This window comes from Mucilaginibacter sp. BGA-UO-ETr-C110 (genome assembly GCF_059567985.1).
In genome coordinates this window covers 711,693-732,008 of the sequence record NZ_JCAQPB010000002.1, presented here as the reverse complement: position 1 = coordinate 732,008, position 20,316 = coordinate 711,693, and the positions used below count along the sequence as shown (strand labels likewise).

The window sequence follows — 20,316 nt, the reverse complement described above, 5'->3', positions numbered from 1 at the left end:
GATTAACGTCGTTGATATTCAGGTGAACCGATGATCACCCCTACTACCTGCCCCAGCATGGAGTTGTTGCCACCCGTTTTTTGCATAGCCATCACATTATTTGGCCGCTTACCTTGTGCAGCCAATTTATTATCGGCCATCATCTTTTCCGGAGCAGTCATAGTCATACTGGCAGGTTGCCCTTCTTTTACATAAAGTTTGTTAGAGCTTGCTTCATCAACTCTTTGTGCCAGGTTAGGGTCCGTTAGCAGTGGCGTAAGGCGTTTGATGGTTTCGTCGAGTTTACGTTCGGGCATGATCAGTTTACTGTAGATAGCTAATGCGGCCTGTGCGCTTTCAGGTTCGTGATGATTGTTTAGCGCTGCCAGGTCTATCTTTACACCTGGTATACGGCCGGTAGCCAGAGCAAGGCCGAAATTCATACGATTAAGTAGCGCACCTGTATTGATCCAGTATTGTCCCTTATCCGGAAAACCGGTTGGGGCCTGGTAGTAATACACTCGCTCGCCCATTTTATTGATCCAGTTATATAACTGATAAGGCTGTTCAATGTTGGCATGCAGATTGCGCACAGAGCCTATAGCCAGTTCAAAAGGCGATTTTGTTTTTTCGCGCAGGGCTGATGGACTCCAGAACTCGGGGGCACTTACCATGGTAATCAATACCTGTTTAATATCGCCATCTTTATCCAGGAATGTTTTGGCCATCTTATTGATCAGGCTCTGTGGCGGGTTATCGCTTACAAAACGTACTGCTATTTTGCGACTGATGAATTTTGCCGTAGCCGGACTATGTGCCAGCATGGACAATAACTGCACTCCTTCCTGATATCCTTCATCCGGACCAAAATGCTTGCCTAAAACCACTTTATCCGTCTTATCGTGGCGGTTGGCATTGAATAAAAAGTCGCTGTCACGAACAAAGCCCCGCTTTTCCAAACGATCGGCACCTATTTTATCCATAATATTTTTCCCCAGCTTGCCATATTGCCCTATGGGGTATATTGTCCAACCGGTTAATACTTTGGCAGCCTGGGTTACATCCTGTTGTGTATATCCACCGTCGACACCAAGCGTATGTAGTTCCATTACCTCACGGGCATAATTTTCATTTAATCCTTGCGTATTTTTTGCTTTTTGTAATTTGGTCACCAGGGTCGCACGCCTGCCACTATCCACCATCTGACCGGGCATATTTTGTATCTGCGCGGCGCGGATCAGCTTTTTTACTACAGGCGCATCACTGGTAGGAGCCGAACTGGTAAAATTATCCAGGTAGTACAGCATGGCCGGCGATTTAGCCGTAGCCAGTAAAATATCATTGAATTTACCCAATGCATTAGGGCGGATCACATCGCGCTCATAGGCTGGTATAAACTGCGCGCAATCGTTTTTGGTGATGGATACATTAAAATGATTAAACCAAAAGCTGGTCATTACCTCCTGCAACTGGTTATTGGTATACGCGGCACGCAATATTTTTTGATTGATAAACTGCCTGAAAAGTTCCTGTTCGGGTTTCATACCATTTTGCTGCATATAATTTTGCAGCACATCTTTGTAAGCTTTCTGATCAGTTTTCACAGAGTCTTTATTCACTACGCCGGCGCTTATGGCCATGCGTAATACCTGCGCATTTTTGGGAAACTCGGTAACCACCTGCGTATTACTCAGCTTAAGAGCATCATATGGCGCTAATAGGCGGTTAAGAGAATCATCCGGAAGATCGGCATCCATTTGCTGCTTAAACCAGTTTTCCAGGCCCGATTTTACTACTTCATCAATTTCGCCGGGAGTGGCTCCATAGGTGAAGCGATTTAGTAAATGTGCAGCAGCCTGTCTTTCGGTTAAGCCTTGTTGCCGGTAAGGAAACTTCCATCTGAAAGGCGAATTATGATTACGTGCAACAAAAAACGAGGAAAGCGATACTGTTCCCAAAATCAGCAATGCGATACAGCAGAGGTACTTTATGGTCTTTTTCATAGATGATCATTTGCGCAGGATCATAAATTATAAATGCTTTGACTTTAATATGACACTTTGGTTTAACTATAAATTTGAGTTTTTTGTGTTAAGTTTCTGTTAATTAGATTCATTTTATATTTGTTAAACTAAACGAGTCTCCGTTTGTCATACCTAACAAACCATTCATAAAAAAGATAATGAAAAAAATAATTCTAATCATAGCCTTGGTAACCGGCTTAAACGTATTGGCCAATGCCCAGCAACAAACCGCTAAAACGCCTGCGCAAAAGGCAGCGCACAAAACTCAAAACCTGCAAAAGAAACTAAAACTTACTGCCAGTCAAACCAAGCAGGTGAACACCCTATTTTTAACCGAGGCTACACGCGTAGATAGTTTAAAAGCGCATAAGACTAATAAAAAAGCCAACAAAGCCGCTCATAAAGCGATACAGGCCCAAACAGATCAAAAATTGTATGCCATTTTAACCGCCGACCAGAAAAAAGCTTTTGCCGATTTAAAAGCCGCTAAAAAAGCAAAACATGATCAGAAAAAAGCTGCCAATGCGGCCGATGCTGCTCCAAAGCAATAATTTAATACGATCAAATAAAAAATTTAGAAAGCTGTTCCTGTTTTGGGGCAGCTTTTTTATTTACCTGTCCGAAATGTCCCGACCTACGCCCTTTGTGAAGAAATGTTTCGATTTTTTGATCCTTTTTTGTCAGCGAAAAGCAATTTAATTTGCAACCCTGGTACAAAAATCATGTTCAATTTACAAAATTCCATCAATGCAGGGGTAATTATTAACATACACTACATGATAAATCTAATTGATATTCAGCGTTTAGCTGTAAAAAGTACACTTATTTGATTATTAATATCATACTCCAAGTATCATATGATTAACAAATTGTTAACACATAAATATTATCATTGAAACTATTGCAATATAAAACATACTTTGTATATTTGTACCATAGTTATTGTAAGGAGCTGACAGGCAGCAAACGATGGTTCGACTCCTCCCTTGCAACTCTTCTCATAATTTAGGTTTATAATTGGTTAGAACGCGCCCCTGCCCATCAGGGGCGCTTCTTGTTTCTATACATTTTTGAAAACAACCCATGCAAACAAAGTGTGAAACCTACTGTATTAATCAGGAAATAACCTGTTATGAAAAACCCGGCCACTCTTATTCTAAAGCATCCCGACGGCAGTTCAAGAAATATTATTGTTGAGCCCATCCTATGGCCAGACCTTACAGACACAGGCACTTACAAAATCTATAAAACAGCTATCGACAACGAATCGACCTTATTTACGGAAGACCTGGAGATAGCCGAAGGTGCACCTGCCTTACCCGATGAAGCCAATCCGGATTACCTGGGCAATATGGTTATAGAGCCTATGCATCAACAATGGAAGTATACCGGCGACTTGCTTAGCCTTGATGAACAGCAACAGGTAGCCCGTTTTATACAGCAACAAGCATCTTAATCAAAGCCCTTCACCTTCATCTGCATAGTGTACACGGCCTTTGAAGCGGTGATGAACAGAACATCCTTGTTTTTACCGCCGAAACATACATTAGCCGACCATGGTTCATCAATATCAATATGCCCTATTTTTTCTCCTTTAGGGTTTACAATGGTCACGCCTTTACCGCATAAGTAAATGTTTCCGCGCTCGTCAATAGCCATCCCGTCAGATCCCTGGGCAAAAAACAGGCTACGGTTGCTTAATGAGCCATCTTTGTTGATATCATATTTATAGATCTTGCTATCACCGATATCAGCTACATATAATGTTTTGCCATCAGGTGTACCTACAATACCGTTGGGGCGCACAAATTTATCATCTACAATAACGGCTTTATGTTTTCCTTTGGCGAGGTAATACAACTTTTGACCATCTAGATCGGGCTTTTTGCGGGCCCAGTAATCACGCTGATAGTAGGGATCGGTGATGTACATGCCCCCATTGGGGTGGATCCAGACATCGTTCGGGCCATTAAACAGATGCCCTTCATAATCCTTTAGCAACACGGTAACTTTACCTTTTGGGCTGATAGACCACAGTTCATCCTTAGCATCAGCACAGCTGATGAGGTTGCCCTTTTTATCAAAATACATCCCGTTGGAGCGACCCGCGCTATCCAGAAAAATCGACAGCTTACCATCGGTATCATACTTCCAGATCTTGTTATTGGGCTGATCGGTAAAAAATATGTTGCCCTGTTTATCCACAGCGGGCCCTTCGGTAAAGGAAAATTGCTTGGATACCAGTTGTGGTTTGGTACCGGCATCATACAAACCCGGGGCATCCTGACTAAACGCCCTACCCGACAGGGCTACCAAAAAAAGAAATATAGGAGCCATTTTTTTCATCATCATTATATTAGGTTTTTCAAATGTTAAAATACGGAGTTCAAAAACTTTTTAAACCTTTAATTTTAACACTTTTCTCATCAAAAACAGCATAAAAACAGGCCAAAAACGTTTAGAAAAACCTCATTTTAACACTTTTTAACAAATTTTAACACAGTTTTGAGCAGTTTTTGAAACTTTAAAAAGTATTAAATAATTGATTTACAATAAAGTACATGCAAAACAGTTGATTTTTGGCCTTGTTTTCTCTTAAACTAAACAGCCCGGTACTCTGTTAAAAGAGAACCGGGCTGCTGTATATACGAAGATACGAAAATATAGGGAGAATGGCAACCCCATCGGCACGCGATGTCGACTCCCCCTGGCATCGCTGCGCTCGCCATCCCTCTCTTCGCCTGCGGCGGAAAGAGGGGATTTTCTCTTCACGCGTCATTGCGAGGTACGAAGCAATCTCTACTTATGCAGGTCGACCATGTATGTTTTCTCTATAAAGCATAGAGATTGCTTCGTACCTCGCAATGACGCTATTTATTAGTGTTTCCCAACCCTCTTTCCGCCGCAGGCGAAGAGAGGGTGATCCAGCGAAGCACAGATCGGGTGAGTCGATTTCTACGCCCTTTCATTCTCAATAAAAAAACTCACCACCAAACTCATTAAAAACGCTATTTTTGCAAATTATTTAAAATACCGTTTATAGCATGAGTATTGCACTATCCGAACAGGAAATTATACGCCGCGAATCTTTACAACAATTAAGGGCATTGGGTATTAACCCATACCCTGCCGAAGCTTTTGATGTTAACGCCTGGGCACAGGATATTACCGATAACTTTAAGGACAAACCCGAGGCCTACCAAAATGTAGTAATTGCCGGTCGTATCATGACCCGTCGTATCATGGGTAGCGCGTCATTTGCCGAGATCCAGGATTCAACCGGTCGCGTACAGATCTATCTGAAACGCGATGATATTTGTCCGGATGAGGATAAAACTTTATACAATACCGTATTTAAAAAACTGCTGGACATTGGCGATTATGTTGGTGTTAAAGGTTATGTATTTTTAACCCAGACCGGCGAAATATCAGTCCATGTTCGTGAACTGATCGTTCTTTCCAAATCGCTTAAACCCCTGCCGGTTGTAAAACGCGAGGATGACGGTACTATACATGATGGCTTTACCGATCCGGAACTGCGTTACCGCCAGCGTTATGTGGATTTAACGGTTAACCCCGAATTCAAAAACATTTTTATTAATCGCTCTAAAGTGATCAGCGCTATGCGTGGTTATTTTAATGAGCAGGGCTGGATGGAGGTGGAAACCCCTATACTGCAGCCTGTACATGGCGGCGCGGCGGCACGGCCGTTCGCTACGCATCATAACACGCTGGATATGCCGCTGTTTTTGCGTATCGCCAACGAGCTGTACTTAAAACGCCTGATTGTAGCCGGTTTCGACGGTGTGTATGAGTTTGGTAAAATGTTCCGTAACGAGGGTATGGACCGTACCCACAACCCGGAATTTACCGCTATGGAGATCTATGTAGCCTATAAAGACTATATATGGATGATGAAAATGGTAGAAGAATGCCTGGAGACCGTAGCTCGTGCCGTACATGGCATCCCGGTGGTACAGGTAGGTAAAAACGAGATTAACTTTGCAGGTCCGTACGAAAAGCTGTCGATGTATGATTCGATCCTGAAATATACCGGTATCGATGTATCGGCTATGGACGAAGCCGCTTTGCGCCAAACCTGCGCCGAACTTAAAATAGAAGTTAACCCGACCATGGGCAAAGGAAAACTGATCGACGAGATCTTCAGCGCCAAAGTGGAGGCTAACCTGATCCAACCGACCTATATTACCGACTACCCTATCGAAATGACCCCACTGGCCAAAAAGCACCGCAGCAAGGATGGCCTTGTGGAGCGTTTTGAGCTGTTTGTGAATGGCAAGGAGATAGCGAACGCCTACTCGGAATTAAACGATCCTATCGATCAGCGTGAGCGCTTAGAGGAGCAATTGATACTGGCAGGTCGTGGCGACGACGAAGCGATGGCCATGGACGACGACTTTTTACGTGCCCTGGAATACGGTATGCCGCCAACATCGGGACTGGGTATCGGTATCGACCGTTTGGTGATGCTGATGACCAACCAAAGCACCATACAGGAAGTATTGTTCTTCCCGCAAATGCGCCCCGAGAAAAAAGCGAAAGTAGCCACCGCCGAAGATTTTGTAAACATAGGCGTACCTGCCGAATGGGTACCCGTACTAAATAAAATGGGTTTTAACACTGTTGAAGAACTCAAAGCCGGCAACCCCAACAAGGTTTTCAACGACCTGGGCGGTATGCGCAAAAAACTAAAACTGGACATTACCATGCCTGCCAAAGAAGTGGTGATGGCCTGGTTTGAATAATTCCGGACTTTGATTTAAGGATTTTGGGATTGATATAATTTTTGAAGAGACGCACGATGTGCGTCTCTTTTTTTGTTGGATGGAACTAAAAACTTCGCCAGTTTAACCGTCCACGCTTAAACTGGCGGAACGGTTGTTCAAACCCATTAATTTAACATTTTTCTGATTACCGGGTCAGGTGAATCAGGACTGACCTTTATCGTCAATAGAACATCGTTTTTTAAGGAACTGACGCCATCAATATCAATGCCTGAAAATGTTATGTTGATCTTCTCTTTATTGTAATAAAAATATTTGGTATCATCTTCAAACAGCAAAAGATTAGCGATAAGTGTTTTTTTTGATGGTGTAAGTACAGAAACAATAACCTCCCCCTTGATTTTATTTACATAATTCACACCAATATTGTATTTCCCAAATTTTTTAAAAAATCCCAATCGAAAATACCCTTGATAGCGTCCCCGGTTGTCCAAACTATAAGTCCGGCTTTCATTACTAACCAGTGCTGTGGGTGCTATGGCTGTTGTTGTATTCGCCTTTGCTATGTATGCTTCCTTAACGCTGCCGATGAGATCCTGATACTTCATAAAAAAATAGCCGTTGGTTCCAAAACTACTTCCCCAACTATTTAAGATTTTGAAACAACCTGTTGATTGTTCATACCCAGTAACGAGTAAGGCATGATAGCCTAAGTACGGCTTTCCAGGATCAAATTTATAAACGAATAGCTCGCCATGCTGACCCGTAGTGTAGCCTTTTTTTACAAAGTTTGAATCTAAATCCATCCCTATTATTATCGGATTGAATGTAGTCAGTAAATATTGGAATTGCCTTGTATTAAAGGACGTTAAAATATCGTACGTCAAAATTTTATTTTCCTCTGCCAATGCCGAAAGCTGTTCTATAAGTATAGGTGAAAGGCAATCCATGGCATCCTGGCCTTTGTAAGGAAGATCACGAAGTGTGGGAGAGCCTTTGTCCCTCAATCCATCTAAAATTTTTGATAACAACACGCCACCCTGGCAGTCGGAAATGCCAACCTCAGTCATTTTTAGCAGGTTATAAAGATATTTCGGACTGTAGGTTCGCAGGGAATCAATTGCTCCGTTTACTGTAGCACTTGTATTATTCTTACGATTCTGGATGTAGGTCAGGCAATCATAAACTGCGGTAAACGCCGCACAACTGCCCTGGCTTCCCTGGTTACCCGGTAGCGGCATCTGGTCAGACAGATCGGCCTTCGGGTCCGGAACGAAATCGTCAGGCACAGACGCAGCAGCGGCGTGTGGCAGCCGTTTAAGATAATCCTCCGACGGTTTAAGCAGTCCGGTCTTCGATTCCTGAGTAACTTGGGCGTTTAAAGCTTTGACACTAATCAAAGCGAACGTGAATATGAGCAACATTATTTTTTTCATAACATTTACTTTGATAAATTCCATGATATAGAAAACATACCTTTAAAATCTAAATGCGATTCAGTGGTCACGTCGGTTATCGTTTCGCGATAAAGTACGTTTTCCTGATATTTGGAGCTCAACCGGGTCACACTTCCCCATGCGCCGCCTACTCCGAAGACTACCCTTTGAAAATTCGATATCATGAAATTTGCGCCCACTGCCAGCACGGGTTTTGCATTGTCTTTAAACATAAAGCCTGTTCCTATGAATGCACCATAGTTAAGAGGGCCGGTTGTCATGCTATGAAAGTGCATGAACGCCATTGGTCCATAACTAAAATTAGCCCCACTGCGTTGCTTAATGGAACTAAAAGTAGATTGATTGGGCTTTACTACAACCGTTCCGTTCTCAACGGTTGAATCCTGCGTAATGCGCGTGGTTTGAGAAGCTACATAGGATTTGTCGTTAAGTCCCGAAAAAAAGAGTCCTGCCGAAAAATCGATCTTTGCTCCGCCTCTCCGTTTGATAACAATACCAGGAAAAGTTGATAAAGCATCGGCATTAGTTATTAAATCAGTTTTGGAAAATTTAATGGTGATCTCATCATTTTGCTGCAGTGTAAATGGCCCAACCAACGTTGAATATTGAAGCGCCGCCACATCGGTGACCGATGCCGCAAAAGGAGCGAGCTTCGGTTGTTGAGTGGTAGTAAAATCGATTTGATAACTTTGAGTAGCTGCCAGGCTATTCTTAAAATCCGTCTTAAAACTATCATAATCGCTAATTCCAACCTGCCTGGCGTAACCTTCTATATCGTCTGCATGGGCAGTTTCAAAAGCTGTAAGGTCATTTAAAGCAAGTTTATATTCGTCTATCCGTTTTGTCAGATCATTATTAACTGTTACTGGAAAATCGGTGATCATATAATAATCGATCTGGCAAGCGGGGGTTGCCCCGAGTGTCGGCTGGTATGGATTCTTCGTTCCTTCGGGGAAATAATCGTTGATAAGATTTCCTAACCTGTTGTAAATTTTCTTTTGTTCAGTTTGGATGGTAAGGCTTGTCAATTGTTCAATCTTTTTCCATGACCTATCAATCGTATTCTGATAATCTGCCAAAATATTCAGGAATTCCGAGATCGTTTTGATGTCATTGTTGATCTTGGGAGTTGCTCCGGTAATGCGCAAAATAATAGCTCTTAATTTAGTAACATCTGCTGCCAACGTTGCCGAAGAATCTCGCGTTGCACCAGGCGCCACGTTAGTTGTGGCCGTTGGAGCAGTAATGGTTGTATAGGCAATAACCGGGCTTGCACTATTTTGGAAAGTGACAAGTCCTGTGGTAGTAGCTCCAATGCGGTATTTCAATGGGTTATAACCGGTGACTTCAACCATAAACACGTCATTTGATCTGGCGTAGCCATTGGTTAACGGTCCGTAATCGATATTGAGCCCTGTTGATAGATCAAGCCTAACGGGATTTACATTAGGTTGAGTTGCAGGATTGCCAGCTACAAGAGGGTGTTGGCTTTTACACGCCGCAAATGTTAAAAGAATGGCAAGAAGCCCTGCCGGACAAATTAGTTGTTTCATTGTGATTTGGTTTAAGTAACTAAATATAAGCAACTTAAATCAAAGTAATATAATATTTTTAATATTTTCCCCCACGCTGCCGCAAGCGTCCCGCTTGTGGTTATCATGCTAAGTAATTGTTATATTTCATAAGCTTATAAATACCACAAGCGGGACGCTTGCGGGAGCGGAGGCAAGACTTGCGCCAAGTAAGACTTACGAAGTTTTAAAACTTCGCCTGTTTAAGCGTCCACGCTTAAGCAAAAAACGGTGAGCGTCGACGCTCACCTATCAAAAGTTCAAGCGCAGACGCTTGAACTGGCGGGGTATTTAATCAACCTCGTAATATTTGTAGGCATTATACGCAATGGGAATACCAAATACAATACCAAGTGTGATCCAACCTATAAATACGCCGGCAAGGCCGAACCGGCCTGAGGGAAGTGGGGTAAGCTTTAAAATTAGCGCCATCGCCTGGCTTACAAAAACAGCATAAAGCATCCCAACCAAGTATTTATTGAAGGTCAAAAACTTCAGTTTGGGAAATATCAGGAAGAAAAAGAGCGTAAACGATAAAGCGATAAAATAGTGGAAAAACAAGCCCAGGAACGCTGCTGGCGTGCCCCCATTCAAAGCGGCGGGCAAGCCCAGCGCTCCGCCCGCAATGTAATTGAACATTTGTTCGGGAAATTTCCCGTTTTTTATTTCAATAGAGATGAATGCCGAAAGAATATCGGTGGTGCCCACGAATAGACCTGTTAAAAGTACGGTTTTGAAGAACTTGCTCATTATCGATAGTTTTTAAGTTTTAAGATTAATATATTTGATTTGGTCGTTATAGCGTTATTTTCCTTGACAAACTTAGCCGGGGTAATTTCAAATTCATGTTCAAAAGCCATTCAATAAAGTTCAAAACGCAGGCAAAAGAGCCCGGTGAACATCGGTTAGTGAGTATTTGTATGACCGAGCTTTGCAAAAATGCCGGATTCGCTGATTCAAAAAATCTGGTCCAACGCAACCTGATGTTTTTATGTGATCGGATTGAATCCCAAACTGGTGTAATTATTAGTTTATCGACCATTAAACGGTTATTGAACGGTCAGTTTTCGCGCTTGCCGCAAATTGCGACGCTGGACGCGATAGCTGTGACGTCGGGGTATCAAAACTGGCAGCAGTTTAAGATCAGTAAAAACCTGGAAGTAAATCAAAATGGAAAGGCAAACAAAGAAAAGTCCGGCGCTCCTTCGCCTGGCGGGGCCAAAGCTTTTAATAGCCGGAAGTTTTTATGGGCTGCCCCTATATTGTTAGTTACCGTATATCTTGCCGTGATGATGACAGCCGGGAAAGCCAGCTTGACCGCTGCCGACAAGGCCAGGTTCTCCGCCAGGAAGGTTACAGGTAATGATATTCCGAATACGGTTGTCTTCAGCTATAATGTTGATTCAGTGGCAGCCGACAGCTTTTTTATCCAGCAATCATGGGACAAAAACCGGCGTGTAAAGGTATTCAAACACAACTATACACTTACTGACGTTTATTATGAACCAGGCTATCATACTGCCAAATTGATCGCAAATGATAAAACAATTAAAACCGTTGATGTTAGCATCCCCACCGACCGGTGGATATTTTACGCGAAAGAAGGCTTTGCCAAGGGCCTGCCCAAATATATTGCGGCAGATGGGGTAAAGGGGCGCTCTTTAAAACTAACGAAAAACGATCTGGCAAAAAGCAAGATCGATACTCAAAAGGAAACTTTATTTTTCAATGTCTATTTCCCTTCCCACATTGAAAGCAGCAGTGATAATTTCGTACTCAGGTTCCGGATAAAGGTTGATGAATTGAAAAACGAACCCTGCCCTTTTTTGATGAGCGAGGTTTTTTGCCAGCGTAAGCCTATGTATTTCATGAGTACTTTAAAGGGCTGCACCAGCGAATTAATTAGCCAGTTTGGAGAAAACGCCCTAAACGGAAAAACCAGTGATCTCTCAGCTCTAGGAAGCGACGTACGGGCCTGGCAAAATGTGGAGTTTAGAGTCAAAAACAAATACGTCACAATCAGCATTAACGGCGCAAAAATATTTTCCGCGAGTTATCACCACTCGTGCGGTTTGATAACCGGCATCGGTTTTATGTCAAACGGACTTTGCGAAGTAGATTCCTTGAATATGAAAACAATTGAGGGGAAAGAGATTTATTGAAAGTCTGCTTTGGACTTAATGATCTCATGATTGATAAGTGCATTTAAAAGCCCGGCATCAGTAAAGATTAACAATTATACAAACCGCTGCTACCGCAAGCGTCCCGCTTGTGGTTATCATGCTGAGCAACTGTTATATTTCCATCATGTTTATAAATGCCACAAGCGGGACGCTTGCGGCAGCGTGGGGACGCCTGATTTTCATTCCGGATCCGTCCGGGACTGACGATTCCGCTACTATTTTATAATTTATTTACAAAATTTACATTTTTATTTACAATCCAAACCACTCGACCCGAAAAATATCAAAGTAGATTCGCTGAATCAATTTGAAAGGATATGAAAAATAAAAAATTCTCATCTATGCGCTGATCTTACCGCTGGTTGTGGTGAGCGGACTAGTATTTGCTAATCGTGAAGTTAAAAATGAAACTAAGCGATCCCCAAAGCCGTTGTCCATTGCTGACAGGAAAGCCCGCATGGCGGATGACAGGAAAAAATGGGAGGCTTCTCCTGACGGTATAAAGTACAAAGAATGGGAGGTTTCTCCTGAAGGTAAAAAGGTGCACGCCAGTGCTGATAAAATAAGGAAGTATATAAAAGCTTTTGCCAATATGGAGGCCGTGGTAACCTCTCTTACTTTTCAGCGCGCAAACGCGAAATCATCAGGACCAAAATGGCTTATAGTCAGGATTAATGGCGAAGAATACATGATGCAATTTATTCCTAAGGATTTTCAGCAGTTAAATAGCCTGAAAGTTAACGACAAAATAATTGTAAGAAGCCGCAGCGCAGGGTATTCGCCTAATCATCCATATTTGATTATATCGGGCGACTATATTGAGCGAAATAACAAGATACTTTTTAAACGTGATTTCAGCAAAAATAACCATTGCTGAGGATTAGTGGCCTCGTGATGCTGATACCAGAGATGTGGTCAAACAGGAAAAGTAGAAGGAGGCTCTTGAAAGATATATCGGGTTTTATGAACACGCGCTTGAAAGTGATAAGACAATGAGGCCCCCCTTCGCTCGCACACGCGTACCGCGTGTGCTTTTTAATTAAGCTCCCCGCTACTGCAAAACCTTTGTCAGCGATTCGTTGCTAATTCTTTATGTTTTCTTGGTTTAATATGAGCAAAATCTTCCTGTTTGGTAAAATATTCAAGTCCTAAAATCAATAAGGTTGAGCTGACAAAGTTTACTTTTTGCATGATTGGTAATAAACTCCAATCACTTATGCCCCATAGGTAAACACTGTAATAAAAAACCAAAAGAATAATTATGCAAAAGAATTTAAATAAATGATGTCGTGTCTTCAGGATAAAAACCGTGATAATAACCAAACATGTCCAAAACAAAGCGGTTGATATGATTAACATGGTGTCGTGCCAACGTGTTACGGTTAAAAACGTAAACACTACATTAGCTACACCTGCATACTTTATAATACTGGCAGCATTTTTATCAGGTATCTTTTTTGACATATTGATGAAAAATATGGCATAAGTAACTGGGAGGAAAATCATTCCTAAGTATGCCCAAATTCTGGAAGGGTTTTCATCGCCATTCAACGCTCTTGTTCCAAACAGGTTGCTCATGAAATTTTTTGTCCAGCTAAAGCCTATAGAAGTTTCATCGAACATGGTACCGCCCGGGTAAATTAAAATCGCTATGGCTATTAAAATCAGCGAGATTACTACTCCTATTAAAACTGAATATTTCTTGATCATTTGCCTAAGGTATCGGTTTGTAAACCGCCAATGTGACTAAATCTGCATTATATTGTTACTCTGTTCTATATTTTTTAATTTGTTCTGTTCTTGCGATTGTGTGCCATGTTACAACGCCCACCACCGCAAGCATCCCGCTTGCGTTTACCACGCTGCATAATAGTTATATTCCATAAGCTTATAAATACTACAAGCGGGACGCTTACAGCAACAAAGATCAATAAGTACTTTATATTATTTTTATTTGGATTTATTCTAAATAAGACTTTTCTTTGCGACGCATCCACCCCTAATCCCGCAAAGCTCATGTATAAAGCCCCGCCCTGATCCTGCTTCCTGATAAAACAAAAAACCCGGTGCTTGGTCGCCAAACTTTACACCGGGTAACATTAACCGATCCTTTTAATCAATTAATCATTTTAACAAAACTATGAAATCCTTTTTACTATGCAGATGCACTTTTACGCCTAAAAGTTTTACCCTATTACATATACCGCGCCGGGTGTATAAAGCTACAACCGTGCTATTACTTTACTTATCTTTTTCATTATCAGCTTCAGCGCAACAACAAAACGGTACTGTTAAGGGCACAATCACCCTGGCCAATGGCAATACAACGCCACTAGTTAGTGTTACGTTAACAGGTGTTAAAGCAACCAAAACAAACGAGAGTGGTAATTATATACTTACCAACATCCCAGCAGGCACTTATACTTTAACGGTAAAGCACATTGGCCTTGTTTCGCAAAACAGGCAGGTAACAGTTAAAGCCAACGAAACGATTACAGCCGATTTTGTACTGAGCGAAGACAACCAGGCTTTACAGGAAGTAGTGATCACCTCAGGCTATAATAAGTTCGCCAAAAAAGAGACTGATGGCGTGGCAAAGCTACCCCTCAAAAACCTGGAAAATCCGCAGGTTTATAATGTGGTACCCAAAGACCTTCTGCAGGACCAGGTTATTGTGAGTTATAACGATGTTTTAAAAAACGTTACCGGCGTTAGTCAGGGCCTGGTTAATGGGAGCAATTCATTTTACATGAGGGGCTTTTCAAACCAAAGTTTATTGAGAAACGGCGTTCAGGATAATAAAGACAATAGCCTGGATGTAGCCAATATCGAACGTATTGAGGTATTAAAAGGCCCATCGGCAACGCTGTTTGGCAATAGTTTAACTTCATTTGGTGGTTTAATTAACCGGGTTACCAAAAAACCATTCGACACATTTAAAGGAGAGGTTACCTATACCATAGGCGGTTACGATCTAAATAGAATTACTGCCGATATCAATACCCCGCTAAATAAAGAAAGAGGCTTATTGCTGCGTACCAACATCGCTTACCATGACGAAGGTAACTATATGGATGCTGGTTTTACCAGGAGGCTATTTATAGCGCCATCGCTGCTTTATAACGTAAATGATCGTTTATCAATCTCGTTAGATGCAGAAATTTATCAGCAAAAGTCAAATGACTTTCATCGTCTGTTTCCCGAAAACTCGTTTACCAAAACCAATACCGAAAGTTTGGACTTAAACTGGAAGCGGTATTATCAGGGAAATGATCTTACCGAATCAAAACCTTCGGTAAGTTTGATCGCCGAGGTGAATTATAAACTTTCAGACAAATGGAAATCACAAACTATTTTATCTCAAACCAAAAGTTCAAGTGATGGGTACCGGGTATGGAATGAAATTCATGGCGATTCAGTAAATAGAAATATCCGGTACAGCAATTCAAATTATAATGCCATTGAAGCGCAACAAAACTTTACCGGTGATTTCAAGATCGGCAACCACCGCAACAGACTGGTTATCGGGCTCGATTATTATACCAATCGTGCTAATGAGAATTTTTTAATTGCCTACCCGTATGATAAGGTAAAACTGACCGGAAAAGATCCGGAGTATACCAACATCAGTAAACAAAGTGTTGATGTGGCGCTTGCTAAACTAAGTCCGATCAGAAATATATCCTCACAAAGCGTTTACGGCGCTTATTTTTCTGATGTGTTTAATATTACGGATAATTTTATGGCTATGGTGAGCCTTCGGCTTGATCATTTTAGTTCAGGCGGATCATACAATGTTACTGCTGATACAACCACAGGAAAATATAATCAAACCAATTTATCTCCAAAATTGGGACTTGTTTACCAGGTTATCCCCGAAAAGGTTTCTTTATTTGGTAATTACATGAACGGCTTTTCAAATAATGGCCCTGTGATACAGCCTGACGGCGAAAGGACCACTTTTAAACCCAGCAACGCCAATCAATGGGAATTGGGTTTTAAAATTGATCTGCTTGATGGTATGTTGAATTCAACATTTAGTTATTACGATATAAAAGTGAAAGATGTGATCCGCCTTGATCCTAACCGGGTTGGTTTCAGCGTTCAGGATGGCGGACAAGCCAGTAAAGGATTTGAAGCAGAGCTGATCGCTAACTTTGCAAAAGGGCTCAACGTAGTTGCCGGCTATTCGCATAATAACGCATATACCATCAATACAGATCCGGATATTGATGGATTAAGGCAGTGGACTGGCCCGGCCGAAACGGCTAACTTATGGTTTAATTACGCCTTCCAGGGGAAAACTTTAAAAGGGCTGTCATTGGGTATTGGAGGTAATTATAATAGCAAGAACTACATTAGCCAGTCGCGTAGCACCGGAGAATTTTATATACCAGCCTATACTGTTTTAAATGCGGTAACAAGCTATGAAAACAAAACCTTCCGTTTGAGTTTTAAGTTAGATAATTTAACCAACAAAGTTTATTGGGGAAGTTATGTAAACCAGATGATGCCACGCAGATTTAGCGCAAACCTGGCAGTTAAAATATAAAGTATACCTTCAATAGTAAGGAAAACTTAGCTAATACAAAAAGCCAGCCACACGAGGTCTGGCTTTTGTATTTTCTGACAATAGTGTGTAAGTCTAAACATTACCCCTTACTGGCCCGTAGGCTTTCATTAAACATTCTTGATCATATGCGATACATGTGCCACCTGGCACTACCTATGCTCCGTAATTATTAAATTTCCATCGTGGTTATAAATACCACAAACGGGGCGCTTGCAGCATGGGGGGGGGCTTTTGCGATCCTTTCATCTAGATTGCCTTGTTTTGCACATACTTTCCCCTTTATATAACTATAACTTTTGACAAGTCGACAACCCATAGACCTTTAAGCCCCGCATAGGTTAGCTTATCCATCATGGCGCCGTCAAAACAGACGGTTTTGAAGGCACGATACGATTTGTTTGTCACGGAAAAAGGCAGACGGAATGATACGTTCCTGAGTGTCGCTCCTGTAAACGAAACATCGTTCAGTGCAGACTTGTCAAACTGGACCCCAATGAAGGTATGCCCCTCAAAACGCATTCCCCGCAGGTCTGAATATTTGAAATCCACACCATTAAAAATGCAGTTCTCAAAGATTGTTTGTCTGAGATCGATCATGGTTAACTTCACGTCGGTCAGTTTTACATCCGTAAATTTTGTTCCGGCCAGCGATGACTTGTTGAAGTCGGTACCTACAAGGACTGATTTGCAGAAGCTCGCATCTGCAAGGTCAGTGATGGAAAAGGTACAGTCTGTAAGATTTGCACAGTCAAAATTGGCTTCATGCGCTTGGCTGACCTCAAACAAGCTACCGGTCAAGTCGGCGCCAGCAAAGTTGGCTCCGCGCAACGGGCTCGCTTTGAATTTCCCTTTGTGTAAAACAACGCCCGCGAAATCGCTCTCTTGCAGATCGACAGCAGTGAGGTCTATCGGCACCTGGCGCTCCTCGGCGCGGGAAAGGTTAGCAACCTCCGGCGTCGTTTGTTCACTGTCGCTGGTATTGTTAGTAAGCATCTTAGAAGCTGTTTCCTCATCCGGGAATTGGAAGTTTTCTGAAAAATAGTTCAGGTCAACATCCAGAATTTCCGAGAGCCGGTTAAAAGTAATGATATCAGGACTTGATTCTCCCCGCTCCCATTTTCCAACTGCTTGCGGACTGATAAACAGAAATTGAGCCAATTGCGCTTGAGATATATTTTTTTTCTTTCGTGCTTCGGTAATTCTATTACCGATCATTTTAGTATTTAACATAGTATGATTAATTTAATTCGACACTGCAAAGGTATTTGGCTACATTTCCAGAATCAAAAAAATACAAATACTTATAGTTGTATTTGTGCTACTTATAGTTGTTATCAACAGCTAGTAATATATATCGCGGCTTATTGTAAAAATGAAATGTAATATATTCAGCTTCTGGTTAGTGTTTTCATCTACCGCAAGCGTGTTACCAATTGCGTCATTGATGAAATAAAACAATAAGTGAACCTTAACCGTTATTTGTAGGGTATGAAATACTGGTGTTTGAGGATGGGACTGGCTGTGTTGTTGCTGATAGAGGCAGTTGGCTGTGGTATAGTAAGGTCACTGGGGAAGGATCCTAAGGGCGAAGAGCTTGCCCGGTTGGATACTTTACCTAATTACAAAAATGGCAGTTTCGAAAATTTGGCTGAACGTTCCGACTCTACCGTCAAGCGCAGCCGGCTACGTATGATGCTACACAGACGCCCTGAAACCATCAGACCTTCTCACGCACTACCATGGGTTAAAACTGATTTAAAGACGCTGACTGCCCCTGCACCTACCATCGTTTGGTTCGGGCATTCGTCTTTGCTGATCAAAACGGGGCAGGGTAATATACTCATCGATCCTATTTTTAGCAACCATGCCGGGCCGGTGCCTGGGTTGGTTACTGCTTTTCCGGGCACTAAGCATTATCACGCAGAGGATATGCCGCCGATTGATGTGCTGATCATTTCGCACGATCACTATGATCACCTGGATTATCGCACCCTAAAAAAACTGAAAGACCATATTAAATTAGCGGTAGTGCCGCTGGGTGTCGGTTCAGATCTGGTGTATTGGGGGTTTGACCCTAAAAAGATCATCGAACTGAATTGGAACCAATCGGCCATCCTGCCTGGCGGTCTCCGGATCACCGCTACGCAGGCGCAGCACCGCAGCAATCGTTCGTATAGCAAAGAAAATAAAACACTTTGGGCATCTTATGTAATACAAGCAGGTAGTTACCGGCTGTTTTACAGTGGCGATAGTGGTTATGGACCACACTTTAAACAAATAGGCCAGCAATATGGACCATTTGACCTGGCGCTGCTGGAATGCGGGCAATACAGTCCAAACTGGCCATGGACACATCTGTGGCTTGGGCAAGCTGCCCAGGCTGCCGTCGACCTGCATGCCCGTTTGTTACAGCCCATCCACTGGGCCAAGTTTGTAGAAGCTGATCATCCCTGGAACGAACCTATAAAAAGCCTCCTGCCCGCCGCTGAAAAGCTGGGCATCCCTGTAAACGTTCCGCGTATCGGGGAGCCTTATACTTTGGGTGATCCGCCCAGGAAATTAGTATGGTGGGATTTTGAATAATTATTTGTGTTGATACCCTAACCAGTAGATTAAGTCTGGAGCGATCAGGATGATCTTTTTATAGAGACACATCTATGAGATTATTACGTAATTTGGCGCAGAAATTACAATATACAACTACCTTTTTATATCTATCTGGCCCGGCATGCTTTTATATCCATCACAGCTTATCAACAGAAAACTTCCTGAAAACTACCGCACAGGAGAATTGGATTTTTGCAAATCTGAGTTTTCTTATGATACCCATAATGTAGAACTATTAACTTTTAAAAACTGTTATGTAAATTTCTCTGGTAATTTATATACTTCTGCTTATAAATTAGTTGAGGCATCATTGGTAGCACCATCGGTATTTAGAAATCGTGGTTGGTTCAGATTCCTTAAAAAAGTATTTCTAAAACCCAAAAGGAAGCTTGCCTATAATGAAAAATACTTATTAGCTTTTGATGAGTGGAGTAATAACCATTACCACTGGATAAATGATTATTTACCCAGACTAACCCTGTTAGCTGCCGAATTACAAAATTATACCTTATTGCTACCTGATGAACCTTACATCAAAAATGTGGGTATTAAACTGTTAGATCTCCTTAATTTAAAACCCCGCGGTATTGAATGGATAAGCAGGGGTAAATTTGTTAAAGCGCCGGATCTCACACTCGTAACCTCTGTGGTTTTAAGCGGCAAAGTACATGATGAGTTAATAAAACAGGTGCAAAGCAGACTAAGCGATATTCTCGTATCTAACAATCCACATGCCACCCGCAGAATTTATATTAGTCGCAGTAAAGCATCTAATCGTAAAGTATTAAATGACGATCAGGTTGTTGCATTATTAAAAGAATACGATTTTGAAGTGGTTAATTTTGAAGATTTTAGCATTGAACAGCAAATACAATTAGCCAACAGCACGTCAATAATGATATCTATGCATGGTGCGGGCTTAACTAACGCCATTTTTATGCCGAAAGAAACAGCTGTATTGGAATTTAGAAGAGATAAAGTATACCACAACCAATGTTACTGGCATTTATCGGCGGCGTTGGGGCAAAAATATTATTACCTGTTTGGACAACCCGATTCAGACAACGCTATTGAAGGTGCTCCTGGCTGTAATTTAACCATTCCTTTAGAAAAGTTGAGGTTAACCGTTGAACAGATATTAAAAGATCAACAAACTAACCAAAAGGATCTGTAAAAT

15 protein-coding genes are annotated in these 20,316 nt (G+C 41.9%); 8 read left to right on the top strand and 7 right to left on the bottom strand.

What is annotated here, in order from left to right; all coding sequences use genetic code 11:
• Positions 1-2: 2 nt before the first annotated feature.
• Positions 3-1,982: a DUF1800 domain-containing protein gene (locus AC57BQ_RS04550; RefSeq protein ID WP_496405134.1), complete on the bottom strand. Its 1,980-nt coding sequence runs from the start codon at positions 1,980-1,982 to the stop codon at positions 3-5.
• 179 nt (positions 1,983-2,161) lie between these two features.
• Between AC57BQ_RS04550 and AC57BQ_RS04545 the strand changes: the two genes are divergently transcribed.
• Positions 2,162-2,554, top strand: coding sequence for a hypothetical protein (locus AC57BQ_RS04545; protein WP_496405133.1), 393 nt, complete (start codon positions 2,162-2,164; stop codon positions 2,552-2,554).
• Positions 2,555-3,135: 581 nt separating this feature from the next.
• Complete coding sequence (locus tag AC57BQ_RS04540) at positions 3,136-3,459, top strand: hypothetical protein (protein WP_496405132.1); 324 nt, start codon at positions 3,136-3,138, stop codon at positions 3,457-3,459.
• Here AC57BQ_RS04540 and AC57BQ_RS04535 read toward each other — a convergent pair.
• Positions 3,456-4,355, bottom strand: coding sequence for an SMP-30/gluconolactonase/LRE family protein (locus AC57BQ_RS04535; protein WP_496405131.1), 900 nt, complete (start codon positions 4,353-4,355; stop codon positions 3,456-3,458). The two genes, AC57BQ_RS04540 and AC57BQ_RS04535, sit on opposite strands and share 4 nt — an antisense overlap.
• Before the next feature lie 692 nt (positions 4,356-5,047).
• Between AC57BQ_RS04535 and lysS the strand changes: the two genes are divergently transcribed.
• Positions 5,048-6,769 (top strand): lysine--tRNA ligase, encoded by a 1,722-nt coding sequence (gene lysS / locus AC57BQ_RS04530; RefSeq protein ID WP_496405130.1) that lies wholly within the window; start codon positions 5,048-5,050, stop codon positions 6,767-6,769.
• A 146-nt stretch (positions 6,770-6,915) separates the two neighbouring features.
• Here lysS and AC57BQ_RS04525 read toward each other — a convergent pair whose 3' ends face one another.
• The 3 genes from AC57BQ_RS04525 to AC57BQ_RS04515 all read right to left on the bottom strand — a co-directional run bounded on the left by AC57BQ_RS04525 (position 6,916) and on the right by AC57BQ_RS04515 (position 10,526).
• Positions 6,916-8,208: a C1 family peptidase gene (locus AC57BQ_RS04525; RefSeq protein WP_496405129.1), complete on the bottom strand. Its 1,293-nt coding sequence runs from the start codon at positions 8,206-8,208 to the stop codon at positions 6,916-6,918.
• Entirely contained in the window at positions 8,190-9,758 is a 1,569-nt protein-coding gene (locus AC57BQ_RS04520; protein ID WP_496405128.1) for a hypothetical protein, read from the bottom strand. The genes AC57BQ_RS04525 and AC57BQ_RS04520 overlap by 19 nt, the downstream gene beginning before the upstream one ends.
• Before the next feature lie 309 nt (positions 9,759-10,067).
• On the bottom strand, positions 10,068-10,526 hold the full coding sequence (locus AC57BQ_RS04515) for a hypothetical protein (protein ID WP_496405127.1): 459 nt from the start codon (positions 10,524-10,526) through the stop codon (positions 10,068-10,070).
• A gap of 170 nt (positions 10,527-10,696) precedes the next feature.
• Between AC57BQ_RS04515 and AC57BQ_RS04510 the strand changes: the two genes are divergently transcribed.
• Positions 10,697-11,938 carry a hypothetical protein gene (locus AC57BQ_RS04510; RefSeq protein ID WP_496405126.1) on the top strand — a complete coding sequence of 414 codons (1,242 nt, stop codon included), beginning with the start codon at positions 10,697-10,699 and terminating at the stop codon, positions 11,936-11,938.
• Between the two features lie 388 nt (positions 11,939-12,326).
• Complete coding sequence (locus AC57BQ_RS04505; RefSeq protein ID WP_496405125.1) at positions 12,327-12,836, top strand: hypothetical protein; 510 nt, start codon at positions 12,327-12,329, stop codon at positions 12,834-12,836.
• A 191-nt stretch (positions 12,837-13,027) separates the two neighbouring features.
• Here AC57BQ_RS04505 and AC57BQ_RS04500 read toward each other — a convergent pair whose 3' ends face one another.
• The gene (locus AC57BQ_RS04500) at positions 13,028-13,669 is read right to left on the bottom strand and encodes a hypothetical protein (protein WP_496405124.1); all 642 of its coding nucleotides are present in this window, start codon (positions 13,667-13,669) and stop codon (positions 13,028-13,030) included.
• A gap of 430 nt (positions 13,670-14,099) precedes the next feature.
• Between AC57BQ_RS04500 and AC57BQ_RS04495 the strand changes: the two genes are divergently transcribed.
• Positions 14,100-16,511, top strand: a complete 2,412-nt coding sequence (locus AC57BQ_RS04495) for a TonB-dependent siderophore receptor (protein WP_496405123.1) — start codon at positions 14,100-14,102, stop codon at positions 16,509-16,511.
• Between the two features lie 300 nt (positions 16,512-16,811).
• On the opposite strand, the gene AC57BQ_RS04490 is transcribed toward AC57BQ_RS04495, so the two are convergent.
• Entirely contained in the window at positions 16,812-17,762 is a 951-nt protein-coding gene (locus AC57BQ_RS04490) for a pentapeptide repeat-containing protein (RefSeq protein ID WP_496405122.1), read from the bottom strand.
• Between the two features lie 258 nt (positions 17,763-18,020).
• On the opposite strand from AC57BQ_RS04490, the gene AC57BQ_RS04485 reads away from it, so the two are divergent.
• Both AC57BQ_RS04485 and AC57BQ_RS04480 read left to right on the top strand, forming a co-directional pair.
• Entirely contained in the window at positions 18,021-19,115 is a 1,095-nt protein-coding gene (locus AC57BQ_RS04485) for an MBL fold metallo-hydrolase (RefSeq protein WP_496405121.1), read from the top strand.
• A 145-nt stretch (positions 19,116-19,260) separates the two neighbouring features.
• Positions 19,261-20,313, top strand: coding sequence for a glycosyltransferase family 61 protein (locus AC57BQ_RS04480; RefSeq protein WP_496405120.1), 1,053 nt, complete (start codon positions 19,261-19,263; stop codon positions 20,311-20,313).
• Positions 20,314-20,316 lie beyond the last annotated feature (3 nt).

Excerpts from the sequence above, each read along its gene's own strand:
- AC57BQ_RS04550 (WP_496405134.1), bottom strand. The coding sequence starts at position 1,982 with ATGAAAAAGACCATAAAGTACCTCTGCTGTATCGCATTGCTGATTTTG.
- AC57BQ_RS04545 (WP_496405133.1), top strand. The coding sequence starts at position 2,162 with ATGAAAAAAATAATTCTAATCATAGCCTTGGTAACCGGCTTAAACGTA.
- AC57BQ_RS04540 (WP_496405132.1), top strand. The coding sequence starts at position 3,136 with ATGAAAAACCCGGCCACTCTTATTCTAAAGCATCCCGACGGCAGTTCA.
- AC57BQ_RS04535 (WP_496405131.1), bottom strand. The coding sequence starts at position 4,355 with ATGATGATGAAAAAAATGGCTCCTATATTTCTTTTTTTGGTAGCCCTG.
- lysS (WP_496405130.1), top strand. The coding sequence starts at position 5,048 with ATGAGTATTGCACTATCCGAACAGGAAATTATACGCCGCGAATCTTTA.
- AC57BQ_RS04525 (WP_496405129.1), bottom strand. The coding sequence starts at position 8,208 with ATGGAATTTATCAAAGTAAATGTTATGAAAAAAATAATGTTGCTCATA.
- AC57BQ_RS04520 (WP_496405128.1), bottom strand. The coding sequence starts at position 9,758 with ATGAAACAACTAATTTGTCCGGCAGGGCTTCTTGCCATTCTTTTAACA.
- AC57BQ_RS04515 (WP_496405127.1), bottom strand. The coding sequence starts at position 10,526 with ATGAGCAAGTTCTTCAAAACCGTACTTTTAACAGGTCTATTCGTGGGC.
- AC57BQ_RS04510 (WP_496405126.1), top strand. The coding sequence starts at position 10,697 with ATGACCGAGCTTTGCAAAAATGCCGGATTCGCTGATTCAAAAAATCTG.
- AC57BQ_RS04500 (WP_496405124.1), bottom strand. The coding sequence starts at position 13,669 with ATGATCAAGAAATATTCAGTTTTAATAGGAGTAGTAATCTCGCTGATT.
- AC57BQ_RS04495 (WP_496405123.1), top strand. The coding sequence starts at position 14,100 with ATGAAATCCTTTTTACTATGCAGATGCACTTTTACGCCTAAAAGTTTT.
- AC57BQ_RS04490 (WP_496405122.1), bottom strand. The coding sequence starts at position 17,762 with ATGTTAAATACTAAAATGATCGGTAATAGAATTACCGAAGCACGAAAG.
- AC57BQ_RS04485 (WP_496405121.1), top strand. The coding sequence starts at position 18,021 with ATGAAATACTGGTGTTTGAGGATGGGACTGGCTGTGTTGTTGCTGATA.
- AC57BQ_RS04480 (WP_496405120.1), top strand. The coding sequence starts at position 19,261 with ATGCTTTTATATCCATCACAGCTTATCAACAGAAAACTTCCTGAAAAC.